This is a genomic window from Mucilaginibacter sp. (assembly GCF_035492695.1).
Taxonomy (GTDB): domain Bacteria; phylum Bacteroidota; class Bacteroidia; order Sphingobacteriales; family Sphingobacteriaceae; genus Mucilaginibacter.
The window spans coordinates 238,137-263,218 of record NZ_DATJJC010000027.1 but is presented as its reverse complement, the minus strand read 5'-3'; the positions used below and the strand labels follow the sequence as shown (position 1 = coordinate 263,218).

Genomic DNA, 25,082 nt, shown 5'->3' with positions numbered 1-25,082 from the left:
TTGAGATTGATGGAGTAGTATTAAATTACTACTCCATTTTTAATTTTATATATTAGCCTTTCCAATGAAACCTGCTTTTTTTTTCTTCCTGGCTGTTGTACTATCCTTTGTTTGCTTTTCGTGCCGAAATAAAAGTGAGGCGCCACCTACCGATCCGCTTTTTCAATTACAACCATCATCATCTACGGGTATTACCTTCGACAATAAGGTTATAGATGATGGTGAATACAACGTATTTAACTACCGCAATTTTTACAATGGTGGTGGTGTTGCTATCGGCGATGTAAATAACGATGGCAAACCGGACATTTTCTTTACCGCTAATCAGGGCGAGAATAAATTATACATCAACAAAGGTGATTGGAAATTTGAAGACGTTACTGCTAAAGCCGGCCTTAAGGGCTATCGCCGGTGGCATACCGGTGTTACGATGGTGGATATAAACGGCGACGGATGGCTGGATATTTATGTATCAAACAGCGGCGGATTGGGAGGCGCCGACCGGGCGAACGAACTTTACATTAATCAGAAAGACGGCACATTTAAGGAAGAAGCCGAGAAATATGGTTTGGCCGACAAGGGATTATCAACCCAGGCCATATTTTTTGATTTCGACCATGATGGTGACCTGGACTGCTTTGTACTGAACAACAGTTATCGTTCAATCGAAAGCTTCGGCTACAGTCCTGACCTGCGGAATGTTCGCGATACGAAGAACGGCGACCGGTTGTACCGGAACGACAATGGGAAGTTTGTTGATATAAGCGCGCAGGCCGGGATTTACGGTAGCGAGATAGGCTTTGGATTGGGGGTAACTATAGGCGACATGTTCAATACCGGCTGGGATGATATGTATGTTTCGAACGATTTTTTCGAACACGACTACCTTTACCGCAATCAACACGATGGCAAATATAAAGAGATAAGCGGCAGCGCTATAGGGCACATGAGCCTGGCGTCGATGGGGTCGGATATGGCGGATATAAATAATGACGGCAAACTGGATGTATTTACCACCGACATGCTGCCCGAAGGGGATTACCGCCTGAAAACTACGACGAAATTTGATGAATACGATATTTATAATGCCAAGCTGAAGAACAGTTATCATCACCAGTTTACATCTAATTGTTTGCAGCTGAACAATGGCGACGGCACTTTTAGCGAGATAGCCTGCTTTGCCGGGGTAAATGCCACCGACTGGAGTTGGGGCGCTCTTTCTTTCGACTTTAATAACGATGGCTGGAAGGATATTTTTGTGAGCAATGGCATTAGCCGCGACCTGACCAACCAGGATTTCCTTTCCTATTTCAGCAGCGACCAGGTAAGGAATCAGATCATTCATGGTGGTTTTAAGGCAAAGGAACTGCTTGACAAAATGCCCAAAACCCCGGTAACCAGTTATGGCTTTGTTAATCAGAAGGATCTGAAGTTCAAAAATGAATCAGCTTCGCTTGGATTTACCACACCGAGCTTTAGTAATGGTTCGGCTTATGGTGATTTGGATGGCGACGGCGACCTTGACCTGGTGGTCAATAATGAAAATGGCGAAGCTTTTATATACCGAAATATGACCTCGGAACGTACCCATGCCCATTACCTTAAAGTGGCGCTGAAAGGCAACGGCATGAATACACTTGGAGTTGGGGCGAAGGTAACGATATACGCAGGCGGCATTCAGCAATTATTGGAGCAAACGCCGACACGCGGTTTTGAAAGCAGCGTAGACCCGGTGCTGAATTTTGGTTTGGGGACTGTAAAAAAAGTTGATAGTGTCCGGGTAGTCTGGTCTGATATGAAAATGCAGGTATTGAAAAATATTGATGTCAACACCAATCTTAACTTAAAAGAATCGGATGCTAAATTGACCTATGTGCCGGTGGGTATAGGCACAAATAGCTATTATAAAAATATAACCGAAGGAAACATTAAAGGCGATATCAGGCACAAAGAAAACGATTATAAAGACTTCGACGATCAACGGCTTATACCCAAAATGTTATCTACTGAAGGGCCAAAACTTGCAGTTGCCGATGTGAATGGAGATGGCTTGCAGGATTTTTTTATGGGCGGAGCCACCGGCGATACCGCTAAATTATTTATCCAGCAGGCCAACGGTACTTTCATCCAATCACGCCAGCCGGCTTTTGAGCAGGATAAGTTCAGCGAAGATATCGGGGCTTTGTTTTTTGATGCCGATCACGACGGCGATATGGATCTTGTAGTGGTTTCGGGCGGCAACCTGGAAAAGGAAGGCTCGCTCAATCTGTTGACCCGCATGTATATCAATGATGGCAAAGGAAGCTTCAAGCGCAAATTTAATGGCTGGCCGCTGGTATCAATTAATGCATCGTGTGTAAGGCTGAATGGCAATAATGGCGACTTGTTTATCGGTGGGCGAAGTGTACCTGGCTCATATGGCGTTGCACCGACAAGTAAATTATTGAGGAATGACGGGCACGGTAATTTCACGGATATAACAGCGTTGTCGCCCGACTTGCTGAAACTGGGCATGGTAACCGATGCGCAATGGGTGGATATTGATGGCTCGGGCAAAAATTCATTGGTGGTTGTTGGTGATTGGATGCCGGTAACTATCCTGAAATATGTTGATGGTAAATTGAAGAAGACTGGTGAAATAGCCAACTCGTCGGGTTGGTGGAACTGCCTGAATGTTGCCGACCTTGATGGCGACGGAAAGCCCGACCTGGTGGCGGGTAATGACGGCCTTAATTCAAAAATAGAGGCAGATCCCGAACATCCGGCAAAAATTTATATCTCTGATTTTGATAACAACGGCCAGGTGGAGTGCGTCCCCGTTTATTATAAGAGTGACGGCAAAGCTTATCCATTTAACCTCCACGACGATATTATAAGGCAATTACCCGCGATGAAAAAGAAGTTTTTGCGGTATGATACTTATGCGGGCAAATCTATCGATGAGATATTTACGCCCGAGCAATTAGAGAAAGCCCTGGTTTTAACCGTAAACCAGACGCAAACCTGCGCATTTTATAACAAAGGTAAGGGAGAATTTACCATGACTCCCCTTCCGGCAAGGGCACAGTTCTCGCCTGTTTACAGCATACTGGTTATGGATATCAACAATGATGGTAAAAAGGATTTATTTTTGGGTGGCAACTTTTATGGGGTAAAACCCGAAGTGGGCAGATATGATGCCAGTTACGGCGTTACTTTATTGGGTGCGGGAAATCGCCGATTCAATTATATTCCGCCATATCAAAGCGGCCTGTTCGTAACCGGCGAAGTGAGGGACGCGGCCGACATTGATACTAAAACAGGTAAATACGTCATCGTCGCCCGCAACAATGATGCGCTGGAAATATTCAGAAAGCAGAAATAGTCATTAAAAGAAAGCCGAGAAATTTACCTGGATATTCACCTTGCTGGTTTCCGAAACGGGGAGTTTGTTATCCCTGTAAAATTCAAACGGCAAAATAGCTTGCTGATAAAGGTGATCGGTAAAATATTGCTGCAGGCCTGTATATACTTTCATGCGATCCTTAAACCGCCCGCTGAATTTTGCAACGTAAAGTGGCCCGCCCTTAGGCATTCGTGTAAAAACAATATTCTTTTCGGAAACCGTCTCTTTGTCGATAAATAACCCAACTTTCAACTGGGTTGAGTCGGTTTTCGGTTTGTCGAAATATTGAGCGATAACCGGTTGAGTTTGCTTAAGGCCATGCTTTTTTACAAATGTCTGTAGTTCGGAGAACATATTTTCTGCTTCTGCAAACTTGTCTTTTTTCCGCACGGTCTGGTTGATAACAACAAGGTTTGCCTCGGGTACCCGGGTTTTGGTAATGGTACAGCCATATTTCAGGCTGTCGGTTTCCATAAAGGTTTTCAGGTCGTTAACATGTGTATCGGTAAAGCTCGATTCATCAAAATGCTGAAATAGGTAACTCACCGCGGGTATCTTTTTATCAACCGTTACAATAGTTGTCTTAGGGTCTTTCGCGGGTACGGCGTAGTAACTGTATGTTACATTTTTATTATTTGAATAGTCATCAACACTGAATAAACCGTCCGACGATTTTACTTTCAACAATAGGTTTGTGAACTTTATTTCGAATGAGCCGGTGTCTTTAAAAATGGAGATCTTCGCAGTATCGGCATTTGGTATTTTTCTGAGGTCGGAACGCCATTCTTTCCACCTTGCGGGAGTGGCCAGCACATGATAAACATTGAAAAATGAAGCGTTGACCGCAATGGTCTTTTCTTCGGTGATAGGGATAAAGCAGGCAATTAAAACAATAGCAAGTAATACCAGTAAAACAACTTTTTTCTTCATCAGGGTTTATTAATGATAGCAGGCATCGAAAATAAACAAAAAAGTCCGGTCGGAGTTATAAAATCGCTGTTTTTAAGTTCAGAAAATTGGTTTCCTCGGCATTAATCAATATTTTTAGGCACCAAATAAGTCCTAAAATTTTACCCTGATGATACCTGTTGCCACATATAAAAATAATCTTTTACGCTCACCGCGTTTCCTTGATTTTATTCTGGTGATCGCGCCTTGAAAAGGATATTAATGATAACTGGGTTTAATAACATCCGGAGGGGAAAGCACGATTTCCTGATTTGCCTGTTGCTATCTGTAATGTCCGCCGGCCTGTTTTCATGCGGCCAAAAAAAAGATAGCATCCCGGCATTATTCGAGCTGCTCGATTCTACAAAAACAGGTGTCACCTTTAATAATAAACTGACCGACGAGGACTATCCCGGTATACTCAACTACCTTTACTTTTATAATGGCGGCGGTGTCGCCGTGGGCGATGTTAACAACGACGGCTTGCCCGACCTGTTTTTTACATCGAACAAAAAAGGCGGCAACAAATTATACCTTAACAAAGGGAATTACCAATTTGAGGATGCCACCGCTAAAGCGGGTGTTGCAGGAGATGCCGATTGGTGCACCGGCGTTACGATGGCCGACGTGAATAACGATGGTTACCTTGATATTTATGTTTGTGCTGTAGCCGGTAAATTGCAATTTAAAGGGCATAACATGCTCTATATCAACAATCATGATGGCACCTTTACCGAGCGGTCTGCGGAGTATGGGCTCGACTTTTCGGGCTACTCGACACAGGCTGTTTTTTTTGATTATAACCACGACGGAAAGCTGGACTGTTACCTGCTGAACCAATCGAACCACTCGGTAGATACCTACGGGGACACCTCACTGCGCCGTAAGGTAAACAACCTGGCGGGCAGTAAATTGTACCTGAACGATAAGGGGCATTTTAAAGATGTAACGGAAAGATCGGGTATTTACAGCAGCGCGCTGGGTTATGGGCTTGGCGTAGCAGTAGGAGATGTGAATAATGATGGGTGGGAAGATATTTATGTAGGCAACGATTTTCACGAAAACGATTATTACTACATCAATAATCATGACGGTACCTTCACCGAATCAGGAGCTAAACATTTTAATCATTACAGCCGCTTTAGCATGGGGGATGATATGGCCGACTTTAACAACGATGGCCAGTTGGACATTGTAACGGCCGACATGCTGCCCGGTGATGAGAAAGTGCTGAAAAGCTATATGGGCGATGAGTCGTACGATCAATATAAATACAAGATCACCAGCGGCGGCTTCCAGTACCAGTACTCGCGCAATTGCCTGCAGAAAAACCTGGGTAACGGCGAGGCCTTTTGTGAGGTTGGGTTGGTGGACGGCGTGTACGCTACCGATTGGAGTTGGAGCCCTTTATTGGCCGATTTTGATAACGACGGTATCAAGGATCTTTTTGTGGCGAACGGTATAAAACGCCGCCCCACAGATATGGACTATATTAGTTTCATATCCAGCGTATCGGTACAGGGTATGCTGATGAGCGGGCATGGATTAGATAACACAGCAGTATCAAAAATGCCTGAGGGCGAATCACATAGTTATATTTTTAGGGGGACAAAAAGCGAAAAGTTCATTGATGAAAGTGCAGCTTGGGGCATTAAGGATGCGATGCTTTCCAACGGGGCAGTTTACGCCGATCTGAACAACGACGGTCATCAGGACCTGGTAACCAATAACCTGAACCATGCAGCCTGTATCTATAAAAATGTCGCGACAAATAGTCGCTACCTCGAGTTAAAATTCGCCGGTAACCCGGATAACGTTTTCGGCATTGGAGTAAAGGCCTACGTTTTTTGTGGAAAGCAGATGCAATATGAGCAGTTGATGCTGACCCGTGGTTTCCAGTCGTCGGTTGAACCAAAACTGCACTTCGGGCTGGGCAGTAATAAAAATATCGACAGCCTGCTCATCGTCTGGCCAAACCAGTCGTACCAGGTTGTCAAAAATGTAAAGGCCGGCCAGTTGCTTAAGATCGAAGAAAAAAATGCCGGTGGGCAATTCAACTATAGTAAGTTTTTCCCGCCGCCCGCCCCGGCATTTAAAGATGTCACTACCGAGATGCATGTCAATTGGTCGCACCGCGAGGATGATTTTGTCGATTTCAACCAGCAGCCGCTAATACCTCACATGCTATCGAGAGAGGGACCGCGCGTTGCCGTTACTGACGTTAACCATGATGGCCTTGATGATTTTTATGTTTGCGGCGGGAAGGATCAGCCGGGGGTATTATTAATTCAAAAACCGGGCGGCGGCTTTGCCCAATCAGCGCAGCCCGACCTTGTAAAGGATGCAGCCAGTGAAGATGTTGACGCTGTTTTTGTTGATGTAAATAAAGATGGCAGCCCCGACCTGTATGTGGCAAGCGGTGGTAGTGAACTGCGCGATGGCGCACCTGTGCTTGCCGACCGCCTGTACCTGAACGACGGTAAGGGCCATTTCAAACGATCGGATAATATCCCGATTATGCCTTTTAACAAGGCTGCGGTTGCTGTTGCCGATGTCGATCACGACGGGTACCCTGATATATTTGTGGCAGGTGCCACCGCCGGTTTCGGTTTCGGAAAGATGCCTGGCTCGTACCTGTTGATGAACGATAAAACTGGCCATTTCAAGGCAGTCAAAATACCGGATGAATTGCAGCAGGCGGGTATGATACGTTCGGCGGCTTTTGCCGACCTGGACAACGACGGCTGGCCCGACCTGGTGGTAGCGGGTGAATGGATGCCGGTAAAGGTTTTTATGAATAAAAACGGGCATTTTGTTCTGCAACATAATTCAGGAATGGATAATTTATCAGGCTGGTGGCAACGTGTTCAGCTTGCAGATGTGGACGGCGACGGTAAGATTGACATTATTGCAGGTAATTATGGGCTGAACTCTAAACTGAAACCGACTAGCGCCGACCCGGTTAAACTGTACCTGGCGGATATTGATAAGAACGGTACTATCGACCCCTTGATGACTTACAGTATCGGGCAACAGGATTATACTTTCCTGGGCAAGGGAGATATTGAAAAACAGGTGCCAATGATCAAGAAGAAATTCCTGTACTATCATGACTTTGCCGGAAAAACTGTCGGGCAGGTCTTTGGCGACTCGCTGAAAGAGGTCAAACCGTTGATAGTCAATTCATTTGAGTCAGGAGTGTTTTACAACAAAGGGAATGGTAATTTTGCATTCAAAGCATTCCCTGCTTCGGCGCAGTGTTCGCCGCTTTTCGGCTTCGCAACGTTAACCGGCAATAAAAAAGGGCTGCTTGCCGGCGGTAACTTTAGTGGCGTAGTGCCTTACGAAGGCAGGTATGATGCCGACTATGGCGATGCGATGCTTTTGGATAATAATAAAAATTTGACGGCGTTGTCGCCTGTTTCGTCCGGCTTTCTGCTGCGCGGCGAGGTGCGCGATATTAAACCTTTAAAAACGGCAAACGGAATGGTGTATGTCGTCGCATTTAATAATAAACCGCTTAAATTTTTCCGACAGATAAATAATTAAAGATGAATAAATTGTATTTAGGGTTATGTGGCGTCTGCCTTTTCTTCAGCACAATGGCAAATGCCCAGGATGAATGGATAATAAAAGCAGATAAAATTGACCCGGCAAATTATTATGGTATCACCGTGGCTAATGGCATGATAGGTATTGTATCGTCACCAGAGCCGTTTAAGGTAAAAAACGTGGTATTGGCCGGCGCTTATGATCTGTACGGGCGCGGGCGGGTAAGCAATTTCCTGAATAGTTTTAACCTGCTCAACAGCTATCTCGAGATCGATGGCAAGCGCATCGACGCAAAAAACATCAGCAATTTCAGGCAGGAACTGGACATGCAGCACGCTGCATTTACAACCAGTTTTGATTTTGGCGATGAGGCCACCGTTAAATACACTTACTATTCGCTGCGCAATTTGCCGTTCACGGTTTTGATGGATATCTCGGTGATCGCCAAAAAACCTATAAAAATAACAGCGGCCAGCGTGATGGAGGCACCAGATGCTCTAAAGGACGTTCAGAATTATTATAACGAGATAGACCGGCCGCATGTGACCATAAGTTTGCTTACCTCGACGGCGAAAAGCCCGACAGGCAAATTACAATTATGTGCGTCCAATACTTTTTTGTTTAACGAGCAGCATGGACAGGAACCAAGGGTGATCCACGAAATGTGGGATAACAACATGCACCTGATGAAATTCAGCAAGGCGATTGCTGCCGGGCAAACTTACCAGTATGCGGTTGCGGGCTCGTCTATTACTTCGGCGCACGATGCAGACCCGCTGAACCAGGCAGAGCGACTGACCATGTTTGCCAAGCTGGAGGGCCGCGACAGGTTGATACAATACCATAAACAGGCCTGGGACGAGCTTTGGAAAAGCGACATCAAAATTGACGGCGACCGGCAGGCGCAGCAGGATGTGCATAGCATGCTGTATCATTTGTATTCATTCTCGCGCGCAGGGACTGCTTATTCGCCTTCGCCGATGGGATTATCGGGATTGGGTTACAATGGCCATGTTTTTTGGGACGCCGACCTTTGGATGTTCCCGGCCGTATTGGTATTACATCCTGATATTGCTAAGTCGATGGTGGAATACCGTTTTCAGCGGCTGGCGATGGCAAAGCAAAACGCCTTTGCACATGGCTACAAGGGCGCCATGTTCCCTTGGGAAAGCGCTGACAGCGGGGTAGAGGAAACCCCGGTTTGGGCGTTGAGCGGGCCTTTCGAACATCATATTACTGCCGATGTAGCTTTAGCGGCGTGGAAATATTATTGTGTAACCCAGGATAAGCAATGGCTGCAGGAAAAAGGCTGGCCGATACTATCTGCCACAGCCGACTTTTGGGCGAGCCGCGTTGAACGCAACGGACCGGGCCATTATGATATTAAAGACGTAGTAGCCGCTGACGAATGGGCCGAAAATGTTGACAACAATGCCTTCACCAACGCTGCCGCTAAAGCGAATCTGCAATTTGCCACCGAAGCTGCCAAAGTACTTGGCCTGAAAGCCGATCCTGGTTGGCAGGTGGTTGCGGATAATATCCCCATACTTAAATTTCCTGATGGGGTAACTAAAGAATTTGCCGCCTACAATGGCGAGGGTATCAAACAGGCCGATGTAAACCTGCTGGCTTATCCTTTAAAAACCATAACCGAACCTGCACAAATAAAGAAGGACCTTGAATATTATGAAACCCGCGTACCTAACGAAGGTACGCCGGCAATGACCCAGGCAGTTTTTGCCCTGCTTTATGCGCGGCTGGGTGATGGCGACAAAGCCTACCACTTTTTCAAAGACGCTTATGAACCCAACCTGAACCCACCCTTTAGGGTGATAGCCGAAACCAAGGGCGGAACAAACCCATACTTCGCAACAGGCGCTGGCGGTATTATCCAAAGCATGCTGATGGGATTCGGCGGGCTGGATATAACGGACAAGGGTATTGTCCAAATCAAAAGCAAGCTCCCGGCTAAATGGAAATCGCTTACCATAACCGGGGTTGGCCCTGATAAAAAGACCTATATTGTTAAATGATCCAAAGAATAAATAAAATGAAACGCTATTTGTTAATTTTTGCCGCAGCCGGTTTGCTTTTTACATCGTGTAAGAAAGCTGATTATCAAAAAATACTGCACGACCCAACGCTATACAGCCGCACTGTTTTTGCATTGAACGATGTAGTTATGGGTAACAATTTTTCACCACCCGTTGCTTCGCGCAACTATGCCTATGCCTGCGTAGCGGGTTATGAGGTTATTGCAGCAGGAGATCCCGAACACTACAAATCACTGGTAGGGCAGTTGAATGGTTTTAAAGAAGTGGCAAAACCTGGTAAAGATGAGGCAATAGATTATGAATACGCATCACTGCTGGCATTTTGCAGGGTGGGCGAGGCCGTAACTTTCCCTGAAGGGAGCCTGAAGTTTTATACCGACAGCCTGCATAAGATCGCGGTCGACCATGGAATGCCTTCGGATATGATGACCAACTCCGAGAATTTTGCCAAAGATGTTGCCACATCAATTTTGACCTGGAGCAAAGGCGATAATTATTCACAAACCCGGACGATGTCCAAATTCGCTATTAACGACTCGGCCTGGCGCTGGGTACCTACCCCGCCGGGATATTTTGAAGCAGTTGAGCCGCACTGGGGCGAAATAAGAACAATGGTAATGAGCAACGCCAAACAATATAAAGTGCCACCGCCCCCAGTATTCAACATCACCGATAAAAACAGTTTTTATTATAAAGAGGTAATGTATATCAAAAATACCGGCGACAGCCTGACCAAAGACCAGATACATAACGCTGATTTTTGGGATGATAATCCTCAAAAGATGAACGTATCTGGCCATGTGATGTTTATTACCAAAAAGTTTTCGCCTCCGGGGCATTGGCTAAGCATCGTGGGAATTGGCGCGCAAAAGGTACATGCCGATTTCAACACAACTGTATGTGCCTATGCAAAAACTTCCATTGCTTTGTTTGATGGGTTTATCGAATCGTGGGCAGCGAAATATGTGTATAAGACCGTTAGACCCGAAACTATCATCGATAAATATTTTGATGCAAACTGGCGCCCTCACCTGCAAACGCCGCCGTTCCCGGAATATACCTGCGGCCATTGCACCATATCTGCCTCGGCAGCCGAGGCGCTGACCAGCGTTTTAGGAGATAATGTGGCTTACACCGATACTTCGGAGCTCCAATTCGGTATCAAGAACCGCTCGTTTAAGTCGTTCAGGGACGCTGCAAACGAAACAGCATGGTCAAGATTTTACGGCGGAATACACTTTCATAACTCCTGTGTTATATCAAATAAGTTTGGAAGAATAGTGGGTGATTCGGTAGCAACCAAACTGGTGATGAAGAAATAGGCCGAAATTTGACCAATAATTAAAATGTCTCTATATTTTTAGATTTTTAAGTATTTATAATCATTTAATTTACAGATAGTTAACTTGTATTTTTGTTAATTTTATTTATATTTTTATTATAAAAATTTTGTACCGGTCACTAATGGCGTACACCGAATAATATTAGTCGTAATTTTATATTACACTCAGTTACTCAACAGATTGTGTGTATGTAAAATTGGTTTAGTTATAAGGTAGCCAGCGATTGGCTACCTTTGCTTTTTAAGGATCACCCAATGCTCAAACCGTTATTATTCCTTTGCCTGGTTGTATTGTCGATCAATACCTATACAGCAAAACCATCACATCGCAGGGCTGTTGCTAACCCTGTTACCCAAAAAGATACCGCCGGTTCGTGGGCGTTGATTCCTTTTGTAAAACTGGATAAAGCAAATCCTATTCTCGGTCCTGGTACAGGTACTTTTATCGACCCGATACGGAAAGCCAAAGTAGCGTGGGAAGAAAAGGATGTTTTTAACCCCGCGATTGTTACCCGCAACGGGAAAGTTTATATGCTTTACCGCGCACAGGATAAAGCCGGTACATCGCGTATCGGTTTGGCTGTTAGCACGGATGCGGTTCATTTTAAGCGGTCGCCTGAACCTGTTTTTTACCCGGATAACGATGCCCAAAAGCCACAGGAGTGGGAAGGCGGCTGCGAAGACCCCAGGATAGTAAGGGACGATAAGGGTGTTTATTATATGACCTATACTGCGTACGATGGAAAGCTGGCCCGGCTTTTTATAGCCACATCGAAAGATCTTTTGCATTGGAAAAAATATGGGAACGTATTTAGCAAAGCATATCATGGTAAATACCTTAACAAGTGGGCCAAATCGGGTTCGATTGTTTCAAAATATGTTAATGGACAGGCCATAGCCACCAGGATAAACGGGAAATACTGGATGTATTGGGGCGATACGCAAATATTCGGCGCAACTTCAACCGACCTTATCAATTGGACGCCCATTGAAATGAAAAAGGGCGAACACCCGCTGGTGCCTTTACGCGATGCTGCGCTTACGGTACCCGATCTGAAAGTTATATTGCCAACCCGCAGCGGAAAATTTGACAGCGACCTGGTTGAGTCGGGGCCGCCCGCCATGATAACTGAAAAAGGTATTTTACTGATCTATAACAGCAAGAACTTAACCACGGGTGGCGACAGATCATTGCCTGCCGGAACGTATTCAGCGGGCCAGGTTTTGTTCGACAAAAATGACCCTTCCAAAATACTGCACCGCATGAGCCATTATTTTATAAAGCCGGAGAAACCTTATGAGATAACCGGCCAGGTTGGGCAGGTTTGTTTTTTAGAGGGGCTGACTCAATTTAACGGTGCCTGGTATATCTATTATGGCACAGCTGACTCCAAGATCGCGGTAGCGAAAGCAACAAATGCGGTACATTAATTGGTTCCTTTGAATTAACGGGCCGATTATTATACCTTAGCCGGGTAAACCCGCTATACTATGTTTCGCTTTTTGTCCCTTCTGCTGCTCGGCGTTTTATCCGGCTTGCCGTCTTTCGCACAACATCCTGTTAAGGAAAAACTGCAACCTTCCAAGGCGACCATTGCGCCTGTGGGAATTGTCAAAAATATTCCCGATTCTGTTTTACTGGATATCGTTCAGCGGCAAACATTCCGGTATTTCTGGGATTTCGGTCACCCGGTCAGCGGCCTGGCACGGGAGCGCGACAATACTGTGCGCGCGCAATATTACTGGGACTATATCAATGAGGCTGACGATGTGCCAAATTTCAGTAAGGGAACATTCGGCCCCGAAGCCTGCGCCATAGGCGGCAGCGGTTTTGGCATAATGGCCACCGTAGTTGCAGTGAACCGTGGCTGGATAGGCCGCGATACCGCTTTGAAACGTTTGGTGAAGATCGTCGATTTTTTAGCGAAGGCAGATTGCTATCACGGTATTTATCCGCACTTTATGAACGGGGTAACAGGCAAGACCATACCTTTCGGTCGGTTGGACGACGGCGCCGATATTGTGGAAACATCCTACCTGTTTATGGGGCTGCTTACTGCAAGGGAATATTTCAATAAAGATGTTCCGCTTGAAAAATACTTTCGCAACCGCGTAGCAGAAATGTGGCGCGATGCCGACTGGAACTGGCACAGCAAAGGCGACAACAAGGCACTTTACTGGCATTGGAGCCCACGGAACGATTTTGATATGAACTTCCCGGTATTTGGGTACGACGAGGCATTGATCACTTATATCGTCGCTGCCTCTTCCGAAACGCACCCGATATCAAAAGAATTATATGAAAACTCCTGGGTTAAAAGCGGCGGCTGGAAGAATGGAAAATCGTATTACGGGATAAAACTTCCGCTTGGTAATTATGAGAAGGGAGGGCCGCTGTTTTTTGAGCAATATACCTATATGGGTATCGACCCGAACGGTTTGAAGGACGACCATGGCATAAATTATGCCGAACAAGTTAAAAACCATACCCTTATCAACCGGGCTTACTGTATCGAAAACCCTAAGAAATTTAAGGGTTATGGCGCCAACTGCTGGGGCCTTACAGCGGGCGACAGTTGGAAAGGCTACGTGGCACACTGCCCCGAGGATGATCGCGGGGTAATTCAGCCGACGGCGGCGTTATCATCGTTCCCCTACACGCCCGAATACTCCATGCAGGCGCTTAAGCATTTTTACTATGACCTGGGCGGCAAAATATGGGGTCCGTACGGCTTTGCCGACGGTTTCAGCGAAACGCATAACTGGTACGCCAAAACCCACCTGGCCATAGACCAGGGGCCGATCGTAGTGATGATAGAAAACTACCGCACGGGACTGATATGGAAACTGTTTATGAACTGCCCGGAAATAAAGAAGGGGTTAAAGGACCTGGGGTTTGAGAGTAGGTATAATTAAGACTGGATTTATAATTAAAATATCTGACTTTTTTCATTAACGAACTTATCTTAGCATAACTATCGCCCAAGCTATGCTTTTTCATTTCAGAGATCAATTTTCCCGACTAAACCCATTTCTGGATAAATATCTGGAATTTCAGCAGAAGCTTGAGGTAAAAACAAAAACATTGTTGCTTGAAGAGGGCAAAGTGTCACAAAACTATATTTTTATTGAAAAAGGCTGCGTAAGACTGTTTTTTAACAATAATGGGGATGATAAGACAGTGCAATTCTTTTTTGAAAATGAAGGCCTCACTTCTTTCGAGAGCTTTGTTAACGATTCGCCAAGCCAGTTCACGATAGAAACGATAGAGCCTTCTGTTGTTTGGTTATTGCCTAAGCAATACGTTACCCGGTTATTGGATGAATTGAGCGATGAACAGGATTTTGTGCAGATGATACTGCAAATATCCGCCAAACGGCAGACCCACTATATCAATGAATTTGTCTCTTTTATTCGTGATACGCCTGAAGAACGCTATCAAAAATTGCTGAGCGAAAGGCCCCATATCGTCCGGCGTGTGCCTCAGCACTATATTGCATCGTACCTGGGAGTAAGTACAGTACACTTAAGCCGTATTAAAAGCAAACTGGCTAAAGGCAAATCACATTTCTGAACTTGATAACATATGTTATCGTCTACGCATCATACTATGGTCTACTTTTGCTTTCATCAAAGGAAAAGAAATGAAAGCAGCTGTAATATTTGGAAAAGGGGGATTACCCCAATATGTTGAGTATCCCGAGCCGTCGACCCGAAATAATGACGAGATTTTAGTGACCGTAAAGGCAGTAGCCATTAAGCACTTTGACAAGGGACGCGCTAACGGAGAACATTATTCAAGCAATGTGTCTGCTGCGAACGGGCAAGTACCGGGCGGTGATGGCGTTTGCCTGCTTGAAGATGGAACGCGAGTATATGGTATGGCCGTTAGCGGAATGATGGCTGAAAAAGCGATCATTAATAAAAGCAGGATAGTAAAATTGCCCGATGAACTTGAAGATTCCATTGCAGCGGCATTGCCTAATGCGGTTATCGGCGCGGCAATGGGATTACGGTTCAAAGCAGGCATTCAGCCCGGCGATGTGGTGCTGGTCAATGGCGCTACGGGTTTTACCGGTCGTGTTGCGGTGCAGATCGCCAAACATTACGGCGCTAAGAAAGTTATTGTTACTGGTCGGAATCAGCAATCGCTTATAAGCCTGACTACGCTCGGGGCTGACGAAATTATTTCGGTTGCGCAGCATGATGATCAATTAAAAGCGCAGCTTAAGGCCATTCATGATCAAACTCCAATTGATATTGTTATCGATTACCTTTGGGGGCATACTGCGGAAATAATTTTTGAGTGTTTGAAGGGTGACGGCTCATATACAAACAGGATAAGGTATGTATCGGTTGGCAGCATAGCCGGGGACTTGGTCCAATTGTCGGCAGCAACTATGAGAAGTGTGAATATCACATTAACGGGATCAGGTCTCGGTGCCTGGTCAAAGCAACAAGTTGGACTGCTATTCACAGAAATACTTCCCGAAATGTTTCAGTTAGCGGCCGAAAGAAAACTTAAAGTTGAAACGATTGAAGTTGAACTGGTAGATATTGCCAAACTCTGGAGCCTTGATGTACCGAGCGGGCAACGTCTTGTAGTAATGATTTGAAGATAAATTCAGCAATTGTGCTGTATCTCGACATTGGAGCAAACCGAGCTGCCTTTGATCATTAACAACTTGTCGGAATTGCGGGTTTTGTAAATATTGTTGCGGTAATCGTCAACCGAAGCCAGCACCTGGCTAAGATCGGTTTCTACCCGCCAGTCGCAGGGAACAGTAATACTAATGGCGCCGAAAGCCAATGAAAGGTCGAGCACCGCATGGCCGGTAATGTCGGCATTGGTAAAGTCCAGTTCGGTATTGCCAAATACATTGGTAATGTGCCCGCCCTTGAAATCTTTTGACAGGATAGTTTTTTCGATGTTGCTGAAAACTGAATTCAGGAACACCATATCTTCCTCATTGGGTATCACTGTAGACTCGTAATTCATGGCTTTGCGTTTTAACATGATCCAAAACTACAGTCCCAGTGTTACGCCAGGAAGCCCTACTTTGTAAAGAAATAAAAATTCCCGGTGAACGGCGGGATTGGGTCGGTGAAAGTTTTTACTATCTTGTGATATGAATAAATACCTAACCCTGGTTATCCTTTTTTTTGCCGGACTCGTCATTTCAGCAATACAGCCACACGACTATTTTACCTGGGTACTTGAAGTTTTCCCGGCGATACTGGGTTTCCTGGTGCTGGTGGTTACGTTTAAATATTTCAGGTTCACTTACCTTACTTACGTGTTTATCCTGCTGCATTGCTATGTACTTTATCGGCGGGCATTATACTTATGCCATGGTACCGGCATTTGATTGGATACGTGACGTGCTCCATCAAACGCGGAATAACTACGACAAAGTGGGCCACTTTTTCCAGGGCTTTGTGCCGGCCATGATCATAAGGGAGATATTTGTCCGCCGGCAGATCATCCAAAGAAAAGGATGGATCGCTTTCCTTGCTATTTGCGTTTGCGCCACTATCAGCGTATTGTACGAATTGCTGGAATGGCTGGTATCAGTTACCTCAGGTTCGGCGGGCGATTCGTTCCTGGGGACGCAGGGCGATATATGGGATACACAGTCGGATATGATGTTTGCCATTATTGGCGCTACGTGCATGGTGTTATTATTATCAAAGGTCCAGGACCGGCAAATAATAAAAATCCAGGGCTGACCAAAGTTGTTTTCCACAGGGTATTTTATCAGCATGAATCTGTATTTGGGTAAAAAGCAGGCGGTTATCGCCGCTCAAAAGACGAACTGTGGATAACTCATTGCTGAATATTATCGGAATGTTACCGAATTTGCTGTTCAGTAATATAGACTACCCCCGGAATGTTTGAAAACAGGATGAAGACACTGGCCGAATTGCAAAAGGAAGCAAGTGAAATTCAATTGAAGATTCGAAAACTGTTACTGAATAACTATAACTATGATGATGGTATAGCCAACCAGCTTACCAAAATTGCTACCATTGCCGATCTGCGCAAAAAATTTGTTACTCTCGAACGCGAGATCAGGGAACGGTCGGGCGAATAGGGGGCTGCCTCATCCCAACCCTTCTCCAAAGAAGAAGGGCTTAAAAAAAGAAAATATCGTATCTGCAGATCAAAGTTCTCTACTTTGGAGAAGATCCAGGCGAGGCTGTTACTTGTTTTTCTCTGCGTAATCCATTGCTTCCTTAAAAGTGGTTACCCAAATGTCCTTTTTATTTTCTTTGAGATAGTTCAGTAATTCACGATGTGCCTCTGCAGATGTTGTGATATAGTCTCCGCCTATGCCATGGAACATAAAAATGCCCATGCCCCCGCTCTGCTCTACTTTTTTTACAAATTCGATCAGTTTTTCGCCGGGCGTTCCCTGCTCCAAACCATAAGAAGGGACTTTCAGCGGGTCGAGGCTTTTGAAATCGGTTATAATGGCATTGGTGTCGCCTCCGATGCGGGCATACCGGACGGTGCCATATTTCCGGATAGAATCAACATAATCTTTGCCGCCTACGCTTGTTTCGGTACAGGGATAAGCATACGTATAACTGCTTTTACCGTCGACCGCGTAAAGCAAATGGTTCATTATTTCCATTTCATGAATGATCTGGTGCGCCGTATAATGATTTGATGCCACAGGGTTGTCCTCACCGCTGAGGCAAGGGTGGAACAGGGTGTGGTTAGCCAGTTCATGCCCTTCTTTACTTGCTTTGTGCCAGCGTGGGATAGTAATACTGTTGATCTCGCCGGTAAGAAAGAAAGTACCCTTTAGTCCCGCCGAATCCAACTGCGGGATAGCGATGTCCAATTGGGATGCTATGGCATCATCGTAGGTAAGCACAATGCAGGCTTTCGCATGTTTTGGCCATGTGATTTTTTGCTGGGCCCGGGCTGCCAGATTCAGCAGCAAAAATAGCAGGATAAGTTTTTTCATGAAGATGGTAATTGGTGGTTAAATATAAGAATCATAACGCAAAAAGCCCCCCGGAATTTCTCCGGGAGGGCCTTCCATGATCTGTTCTTTACCTCAAAACAAAATCAATTTTCGTTGGTCAGTATCACCTTCAGCGCCTTTTCTTTGGCGGCGTTGCCGAAGGTTTCGTAAGCATCCATCACCTGGTCGAGCCGGAAATGATGCGTGATGAGCTTGCTGGGTTGTAATTTGTTCGATTTTACGGTTTTTAACAGCATCGGCGTGGTCACGGTATCCACCAGCCGTGTGGTGATGGTGATATTTTTTGCCCAAAGCGATTCGAGATGCAGCGTCGCGCTTTTGCCATGAACCCCGATATTGGCAACATGACCGCCCGGCGCGATAATTTCGGTACATAGCTCAAACGTTACCGGTATGCCCACCGCCTCAATTGCCGTATCAACACCTTTGCCTCCGGTAAGCTGTTTGATACGCTCCAATACATTTTCGGTGCTGTTGTTTATCAGCTGCGTGGCGCCAAAGGTTTTGGCTACGTTCAGCCTGTTATCATCCGGGTCTATCATAATAATTTCGCCCGGAGAATAAAATTGTGCGGTAAGCAAGGCAGCTAAACCTATCGGCCCTGAGCCCACAATGGCTACTGTATCGCCTGGTTTAACCTCGCCATTCAATACGCCGCATTCGAAACCTGTCGGTAAAATATCGCTCAGCATTACCAGCGCTTCCTCATCGGCGCCTGCGGGGATGGGGTATAAACTATTATCGGCATGTGGTATCCTTACATATTCGGCCTGTGTACCATCTATCAGGTGGCCCAGTATCCAGCCGCCATCTTCACAATGCGAATACATGCCTTTTTTGCAATACTCACACTTGCCGCACGAAGTAATACATGAAATAAGCACATGGTCGCCCTTTTTAAAATTACCTACTGCGCTGCCGGTTTCTTCTACAATGCCCACACCTTCATGGCCGATGATCCTGCCGTCGGTAACTTCGGGCACATCGCCTTTCATAATATGCAGGTCGGTACCGCAAATAGTTGTTTTAAGGATCTTTACTATTGCATCCGTAGGTTTTTTTATCACAGGCAATGGTTTTTCTTCCCACGCTTTCTTTCCCGGCCCGTGGTAAACCAATGCGTGCATCGTTCCGTCGAAGGTTACTTCAGGCGATTTTTCTTTTGGCTGATATACTAACGTCTCCATAATGGTATGTTTAATGTTAATAACTGATGATAGTACAAAGATGAGGCTGTCGCGGGTGGGATTAAGTGATCCGGGTCATTATTGGCCGTGATCCTCGCTATGTTTCAGGCAAGATGGCAGGCCGGCTTAGACTTTGTAACGACTTTGAGACCGGCGTGATTAAAACAAAAGACAATAAATCGTACTTTGTAATAAGCTTTATGCCACGCGTATTAAAAATAGTTTTGAAGGTAATTGCAGCGTTAGTTGTGGTTATTGCCCTGCTTTTTTTTGGCAGCCTGTGGTACATTACACATAATAAGAGTAAGGTTTTAAAACTGGTAAACGACGAACTGAATACCAAATTCGACGGCACGATCATCATAGGTGATATGAAGCCTAATTTTTTTCAGCATTTCCCTAATATCTCGCTCGGCCTTAAAAATGTTCTGATCCGCGATAAGCGTTTTGCCGAACATCACCGCACCCTGCTCGACGCCAAAGACTTTTCGATATCCGTAAAAGCATGGCCATTGCTAACAGGCAGTCTTGATATTAATCATATTGACATCAGCAATGCCGCTGTCGATTTGTTTACGGATAGCACCGGTTACAGTAATCGTTCTGTTTTCAGGAGCGGGCAGCCCAAAAAGAAGGAAGCATCATCAACTAATAATTACGATTCACAGTTGGGGAGGTTTTCGTTAACCAATGTGAATTTTATAGTAGAGGACCTGCAGAAGAAAAAGCGGTTTGACTTTATCGCCAACCGGCTGAACGGTACGATGAGCAACCCCGATACGGGATGGAATGCCGCTTTTCACATGGATGTGACGGCAAAAAGCATGGCATTTAATACGAAGAACGGTAGCTTTATAAAAAATAAAGTATTAGAAGGCGACCTGGCAGCCGGTTACAACAGCGAGACGGGCAGACTGTGGGTAAGATCGCCCTCGCTGGATATTGCCGACGATTCGTTTGTAGTAAGCGCCGTCTTTCAAACACTGAACAAGCCTTCGAGCTTTACCATCCACCTGGAGAACGACAAGGCTATGTGGAGGCGTATATCGGCACTCCTTTCGGCCAACATTCAAAAAAAACTCGATCAGTTTAATATCACAAAGCCAATTGCTGTTAGGGGAATTATTTCGGGCAGCTTTGCCGGTGGCGGCGACCCGTCGTTGTACGTTACGGCCACGGTGAAAGACAATACGGTAATAACACCCGGCGGAACTATAGAAAATTGCAGCTTTGGCGGGGTGTTCAGCAATGAATACGAAAAGGGGAAGGGATTTAGCGATGATAACTCCGTCATCAGGCTGGTGGAATTCAAGGGCACTTACCGACACATGCCGTTTTGGATGGCTGAAGGCGACATCATCAACCTGACCACGCCCGTGGCGGCCGGTGATTTTAATGCCGATTTCCCGCTGGCTTATGCAAACGAGATCATGGGGCGAAGCGTAGCAAGATTTACGCGCGGCAGGGCCATTATGCACTTGCACTACAAAGGTGATATAGTGAATTACCGGCTCAACAAACCAACTGTGGCCGGCAGCATCATCTTAAGGAACGCCGATTTTAAATATTTGCCCGAAAACATCAGCTTTGAGAATAGTTCCATTTCGCTGCTTATCAAAAACAACGATCTTTTGCTGCGCAACATTCGCTTGCAAAGCGGTAAAAGCGTGGTGAGCATGGAGGGAAGGGTTAATAATTTTATGAACCTGTATTACAGCGCTCCGCAAAAAATAGTAATAAACTGCGATATAAACAGCCCCCAGCTTTACCTGGGCGAATTTATGGGCGTTATTAGTGGTAACGTGCAGGATGGTGGCGGGCAGGGACAGGCAACAGATGATGGCAATAGCGGCAATGTGGTTGATCAGTTAAATACCGTATTGCAAAAGTCGCGTGTGGATATGCATTTAAAAGTTGATAAGATTTATTACAAAAAATTTGTAGCGACGGATGTGCATGCTGAAGTGCTGACGTCGGAAGATAAGGTTGTTATTCAGAACGCCGGGCTGAAACATGCGGATGGGTTTTTGAAACTGAACGGAGCGGTGGCCAAAGGACGGAAATCAAACCAGCTCGACCTGAACACGGTAATAAGCCATGTAAATATCCGGGAGTTTTTTGGCGCTTTCGATAACTTTGGTCTTAAGGATTTTACCGCTGACAACCTGAAAGGCTATTTATCAGCTAAAACACAGATAACGGCTTCCATGTCCGACCAGGGTAAATTGATGCCTAAATCTATCAACGGCACGCTCGATCTGAACCTGCAGGACGGTGCCCTGGTGGATTTTAACCCTATAGGCAGCCTGGCTAAATTTGCTTTTCCGCGCCGCGACCTTAAAAATATCCAGGTACGCGAACTGAACGGGCGGTTTGATGTGCACGGCGATAAAATAACGGTTTATCCTTTAAAATTCAGTTCGAGCGTACTGAATATGGATGTGGCTGGAGTGTACGGCCTTAACGGCGGCACCGACCTGGCGCTGGACGTGCCATTGCGCAACCCCAAGAACGACACCACCATTACCAACCAGGCCAAGCTGGAAAAGAAAAGGTACAAGGGCATTGTGCTGCACATCCGCGCAACGTCCGACTCGACCGGGAAGATCAAGATAGGGTGGAATAAGGACCGGAAAAAAGAAGAGGGAAAATGAGCTACAGCCAGCTAAATGTGGTCGAGTGATTTGCGCAGGTGGATGCCTTGTGTTTTGAATTGCGACGGTGTTAGCCCGGTAACTTTTTTGAATTGCGCAGATAAATGAGCAACACTGCTGTAGCCTAATTTATAGGAGATCTCGTTCAGGTTCATTTGCTTGTAGGCAAGCAGCTCCTTAGCTTTTTCTATTTTCTGCTGAATCACATAATGTTCGATGGTGACGCCTTCAGTTTCCGAAAATAGTTTGCTCAATTGTGAGTACTCCTTATTAAGCTCGCGTGGCAGCACTTTAGAGAAGGAGAATTTTTCATCGTCCAGGTAATGGATATGATCAACAATAATAGATTTTATCTTCACGATCAGTTGGCTGCGGCTGTCGTCCAGTAATTCAAAACCAGCTTGCGACAGTTGATACCGGAATTGTTCGGTTGCGCCGGGAGAAAGCGGTTGGGTTAGCAACACTTCGCCAAGGCGAATGTCCGCTATGCTGGCATCCAGTTTTTTCAGGATTCCTTCTACCGCTTTAATGCAGCGCAGGCAAACCATATTTTTAATATAATACTTCAATAGCTGATAATGTGAATGAAGATAACCGGAAAATACGGCTTTTTTATTGCCGGTTCAATTTAATTTGAAGGAACAGGTCTCGTGGGGCAACTTAATAAAATAGCCGCCCCGGGAGCGGAGCGGCTGTTTGCTCAATTTAAAAGTATTATTACTTGCAATTTTTACAGGTACAGTTATCGCCGCAGGTGCAATTTTGGCAAGTGCAATTTGGGTTTGAACATTTTTGTCCGTTTTTCTGAGATATTTCGCTCACTTTGATTTCTGATTTCATGATCTTTTTTTTAATTATTTGATAGAACAAATGTCGGTTCAGCCAGGCACTTCCCTGTTATATCGTGTTGGGAAAGATTTATAGAATTCGGAATGAAAAAATGACAAATAAAAAAACTATTTAAAAAGTTGCATTTTTTATTTTTATTGGTAAGTTTGTACTTACGGTAAGTTTATGCTTACCATTTGGGAAATTTATGAGCGCAAGCGAGAGAGCATTCAACGCCCTGGGCGACCCGACGCGCCGGGCGATATTTGAGAAATTACGCCATCGGCCTTTGGCAGTGGTAGATATTGCCGATGGTTTGCCTGTGAGCCGGCCGGCAGTGTCGCAACACCTTAAAGTGCTGAGGGAGGCCAAACTCATCAACATTAAAACCAGCGGCGCAAAAAACTTTTACGAAGTGGACCGCGAAGGGATATTGGTGATGCGGGAATACCTGGACAAATTTTGGGACGAAGCGCTCGCCAATTTCAAAAGAATTGCTGAAAACACCGAAAAAGAAAATAATAAACACGAATGAATATGGAAACGATCAGCTTAACTTCTGTCAAAAAGGAGTTCGTGGTAGAGGCCACCCAGGAAACGGCATTTAAGGTTTTTACGGAACAAATGGATAAGTGGTGGCCGCGGACACACCATATCGGCAGCGCGGAAATGACCGGAATTGTGGTAGAACCACGCGTCCATGGGCGATGGTATTCTAAACATGCCGATGGCAGCGAAGCCAATATTGGCTATGTGTCAACTTATCAGCCTTATGACCTGTTTGTGCTGATATGGCAGATAAACGGCGATTTTAAGTGCGACCCGACCCTGGCTACGGAAGTGGTAACGCAATTTATTCCCGAAGGCCATAAAGCAACCCGTGTAAAATTTGAACATAAGGACCTGCACAAGCTGGGCAATGGTAAATCTGTGGAAAGCATGAACGAAGGCTGGGGTTTGATCATGGAGCTTTACAAAAAGGAAGCTGAGCAATGAGGCCGAAAATTTTACTTCGCATAGCGAGCGTTATTATGCTGCTGCATATGCTTGGGCATACGATGGGTGCACTGACCTGGAAAGATGCACCAAATGCAGCCGTGAAACAAGTGATCGACGGGATGCTTGGTAACCGGTTTGATTTTATGGGGCGGTCGGTGAGTATAGGAGACTTTTTCGCGGGGTATGGCTACGGTATGATAGGTGTATTATTACTGGTCAGCATTTTATTATGGCTTTTATCGGCGGAACATAACCGGCGCTTCATTTTGGCACTGGGCCTTTTTTTACTGTTCCTGTCCATTATCGAATTTATTTATTTCTTTCCGTTTGCCGCTGCATTTTCATTATTGGCGGGCGTAACAACTTTATTGGCTATGAGGGAAAGATCATCAAGTGTTTAACAGCAATTATTATAAAATGATGGAAAAGATAATTTTTAACAAATATCCTGAACTTATACAAACCAGCAAAAACTGGACAATAAAAGGAGGCGGCCATGAATAACGAGAATTTTACCGTTAGCTTCCTGGTTGATCAAAGCCCAAATGAGGCTTTTGAGGCGATTAAAAATGTCCGCGGCTGGTGGACGGAAGGAGTGGACGGAGACACCGGAAAGTTAAACGATGAATTTTCGGTGCAATTTTGGGACGTGCATTATTCAAAGCAAAAGCTTATTGAAGTTGTTCCGAACAAAAAGATAACCTGGCTGATCACCGATAGTAAACTCACTTTCATAGAAGACGAAAGCGAATGGACCGGCACCACCATTATTTTTGACATTGCCAGAAAGGGTGATCAAACCGAAGTGCGTTTTATGCAGATTGGCCTGGTACCCGGGATAGAATGTTATAAGGATTGCTCACATGCCTGGACGGGCTATATTAATGGCAGTTTGAAAAGCCTGATTACCACCGGTAAAGGAAAGCCAACAACCAGGGAAGAACTAAACCGATGATCGCAATAATCGCCATTCGAACGAAAGGGAAGCCCCGGTTAACCGGTCAACACAAACTAAAATCGAAGAAGCCCCTGAAATTGACCATTGGCTTCTTCACGAATATGAGGCAGAACTGAATACCCTGCAACAAGTAAAGCTATTGCCTGGTATTCAGCAGTCAATGGGGTTTATAGTTTA

The 25,082-nt window shown here is 45.4% G+C and carries 21 protein-coding genes; 16 read left to right on the top strand and 5 right to left on the bottom strand.

What is annotated here, in order from left to right:
* Positions 1-64 precede the first annotated feature (64 nt).
* Positions 65-3,364, top strand: coding sequence for a VCBS repeat-containing protein (locus VL525_RS17505; RefSeq protein ID WP_325388328.1), 3,300 nt, complete (start codon positions 65-67; stop codon positions 3,362-3,364).
* A 3-nt stretch (positions 3,365-3,367) separates the two neighbouring features.
* Here the strand turns inward: VL525_RS17505 and VL525_RS17500 are convergent, their stop codons facing one another.
* A complete protein-coding gene (locus tag VL525_RS17500) occupies positions 3,368-4,315 on the bottom strand; it encodes a hypothetical protein (protein WP_325388327.1) in 948 nt (315 codons plus the stop codon).
* Positions 4,316-4,555: 240 nt separating this feature from the next.
* On the opposite strand from VL525_RS17500, the gene VL525_RS17495 reads away from it, so the two are divergent.
* The 7 genes from VL525_RS17495 to VL525_RS17465 all read left to right on the top strand — a co-directional run bounded on the left by VL525_RS17495 (position 4,556) and on the right by VL525_RS17465 (position 15,897).
* On the top strand, positions 4,556-7,882 hold the full coding sequence (locus VL525_RS17495) for a VCBS repeat-containing protein (protein WP_325388326.1): 3,327 nt from the start codon (positions 4,556-4,558) through the stop codon (positions 7,880-7,882).
* Between the two features lie 2 nt (positions 7,883-7,884).
* Complete coding sequence (locus tag VL525_RS17490; protein WP_325388325.1) at positions 7,885-9,918, top strand: glycoside hydrolase family 65 protein; 2,034 nt, start codon at positions 7,885-7,887, stop codon at positions 9,916-9,918.
* Between the two features lie 17 nt (positions 9,919-9,935).
* A complete protein-coding gene (locus VL525_RS17485) occupies positions 9,936-11,261 on the top strand; it encodes a vanadium-dependent haloperoxidase (RefSeq protein ID WP_325388324.1) in 1,326 nt (441 codons plus the stop codon).
* 275 nt (positions 11,262-11,536) lie between these two features.
* Complete coding sequence (locus tag VL525_RS17480; protein WP_325388323.1) at positions 11,537-12,712, top strand: glycoside hydrolase family 130 protein; 1,176 nt, start codon at positions 11,537-11,539, stop codon at positions 12,710-12,712.
* A gap of 60 nt (positions 12,713-12,772) precedes the next feature.
* On the top strand, positions 12,773-14,197 hold the full coding sequence (locus tag VL525_RS17475; protein WP_325388322.1) for a glucoamylase family protein: 1,425 nt from the start codon (positions 12,773-12,775) through the stop codon (positions 14,195-14,197).
* Between the two features lie 73 nt (positions 14,198-14,270).
* Complete coding sequence (locus tag VL525_RS17470; RefSeq protein ID WP_325388321.1) at positions 14,271-14,855, top strand: Crp/Fnr family transcriptional regulator; 585 nt, start codon at positions 14,271-14,273, stop codon at positions 14,853-14,855.
* A gap of 70 nt (positions 14,856-14,925) precedes the next feature.
* Entirely contained in the window at positions 14,926-15,897 is a 972-nt protein-coding gene (locus VL525_RS17465; protein ID WP_325388320.1) for a zinc-binding alcohol dehydrogenase family protein, read from the top strand.
* Positions 15,898-15,905: 8 nt separating this feature from the next.
* On the opposite strand, the gene VL525_RS17460 is transcribed toward VL525_RS17465, so the two are convergent.
* Positions 15,906-16,280, bottom strand: a complete 375-nt coding sequence (locus tag VL525_RS17460; RefSeq protein WP_325388319.1) for a LiaF domain-containing protein — start codon at positions 16,278-16,280, stop codon at positions 15,906-15,908.
* A 130-nt stretch (positions 16,281-16,410) separates the two neighbouring features.
* Here VL525_RS17460 and VL525_RS17455 point away from each other — a divergent pair, with 130 nt between their 5' ends.
* The 3 genes from VL525_RS17455 to VL525_RS17445 all read left to right on the top strand — a co-directional run bounded on the left by VL525_RS17455 (position 16,411) and on the right by VL525_RS17445 (position 17,376).
* On the top strand, positions 16,411-16,650 hold the full coding sequence (locus VL525_RS17455; RefSeq protein WP_325388434.1) for a hypothetical protein: 240 nt from the start codon (positions 16,411-16,413) through the stop codon (positions 16,648-16,650).
* Positions 16,553-17,011: a DUF2238 domain-containing protein gene (locus tag VL525_RS17450; protein WP_325388428.1), complete on the top strand. Its 459-nt coding sequence runs from the start codon at positions 16,553-16,555 to the stop codon at positions 17,009-17,011. Before VL525_RS17455 ends, VL525_RS17450 begins: the two co-directional genes overlap by 98 nt.
* Positions 17,012-17,187: 176 nt before the next feature.
* Positions 17,188-17,376, top strand: coding sequence for a hypothetical protein (locus VL525_RS17445; protein WP_325388318.1), 189 nt, complete (start codon positions 17,188-17,190; stop codon positions 17,374-17,376).
* Positions 17,377-17,484: 108 nt separating this feature from the next.
* Here the strand turns inward: VL525_RS17445 and VL525_RS17440 are convergent, their stop codons facing one another.
* Together VL525_RS17440 and VL525_RS17435 are read right to left on the bottom strand one after the other, a co-directional pair.
* A complete protein-coding gene (locus VL525_RS17440) occupies positions 17,485-18,258 on the bottom strand; it encodes a polysaccharide deacetylase family protein (RefSeq protein ID WP_325388317.1) in 774 nt (257 codons plus the stop codon).
* A 104-nt stretch (positions 18,259-18,362) separates the two neighbouring features.
* On the bottom strand, positions 18,363-19,466 hold the full coding sequence (locus tag VL525_RS17435) for a zinc-dependent alcohol dehydrogenase family protein (RefSeq protein ID WP_325388316.1): 1,104 nt from the start codon (positions 19,464-19,466) through the stop codon (positions 18,363-18,365).
* Between the two features lie 200 nt (positions 19,467-19,666).
* Here VL525_RS17435 and VL525_RS17430 point away from each other — a divergent pair, with 200 nt between their 5' ends.
* Complete coding sequence (locus VL525_RS17430) at positions 19,667-22,120, top strand: AsmA-like C-terminal region-containing protein (protein WP_325388315.1); 2,454 nt, start codon at positions 19,667-19,669, stop codon at positions 22,118-22,120.
* Positions 22,121-22,131: 11 nt separating this feature from the next.
* Here VL525_RS17430 and VL525_RS17425 read toward each other — a convergent pair whose 3' ends face one another.
* Complete coding sequence (locus tag VL525_RS17425; protein WP_325388314.1) at positions 22,132-22,689, bottom strand: AraC family transcriptional regulator; 558 nt, start codon at positions 22,687-22,689, stop codon at positions 22,132-22,134.
* Positions 22,690-23,156: 467 nt separating this feature from the next.
* Here VL525_RS17425 and VL525_RS17420 point away from each other — a divergent pair, with 467 nt between their 5' ends.
* From VL525_RS17420 to VL525_RS17405, 4 genes are all read left to right on the top strand, one after another.
* Positions 23,157-23,483: a metalloregulator ArsR/SmtB family transcription factor gene (locus tag VL525_RS17420; RefSeq protein WP_325388313.1), complete on the top strand. Its 327-nt coding sequence runs from the start codon at positions 23,157-23,159 to the stop codon at positions 23,481-23,483.
* Positions 23,484-23,485: 2 nt separating this feature from the next.
* A complete protein-coding gene (locus tag VL525_RS17415; protein WP_325388312.1) occupies positions 23,486-23,944 on the top strand; it encodes an SRPBCC family protein in 459 nt (152 codons plus the stop codon).
* Positions 23,941-24,348 carry an LIC_13387 family protein gene (locus tag VL525_RS17410; RefSeq protein ID WP_325388311.1) on the top strand — a complete coding sequence of 136 codons (408 nt, stop codon included), beginning with the start codon at positions 23,941-23,943 and terminating at the stop codon, positions 24,346-24,348. Before VL525_RS17415 ends, VL525_RS17410 begins: the two co-directional genes overlap by 4 nt.
* Positions 24,349-24,443: 95 nt before the next feature.
* Complete coding sequence (locus tag VL525_RS17405; protein ID WP_325388310.1) at positions 24,444-24,902, top strand: SRPBCC domain-containing protein; 459 nt, start codon at positions 24,444-24,446, stop codon at positions 24,900-24,902.
* The last annotated feature ends 180 nt before the right edge of the window (positions 24,903-25,082 follow it).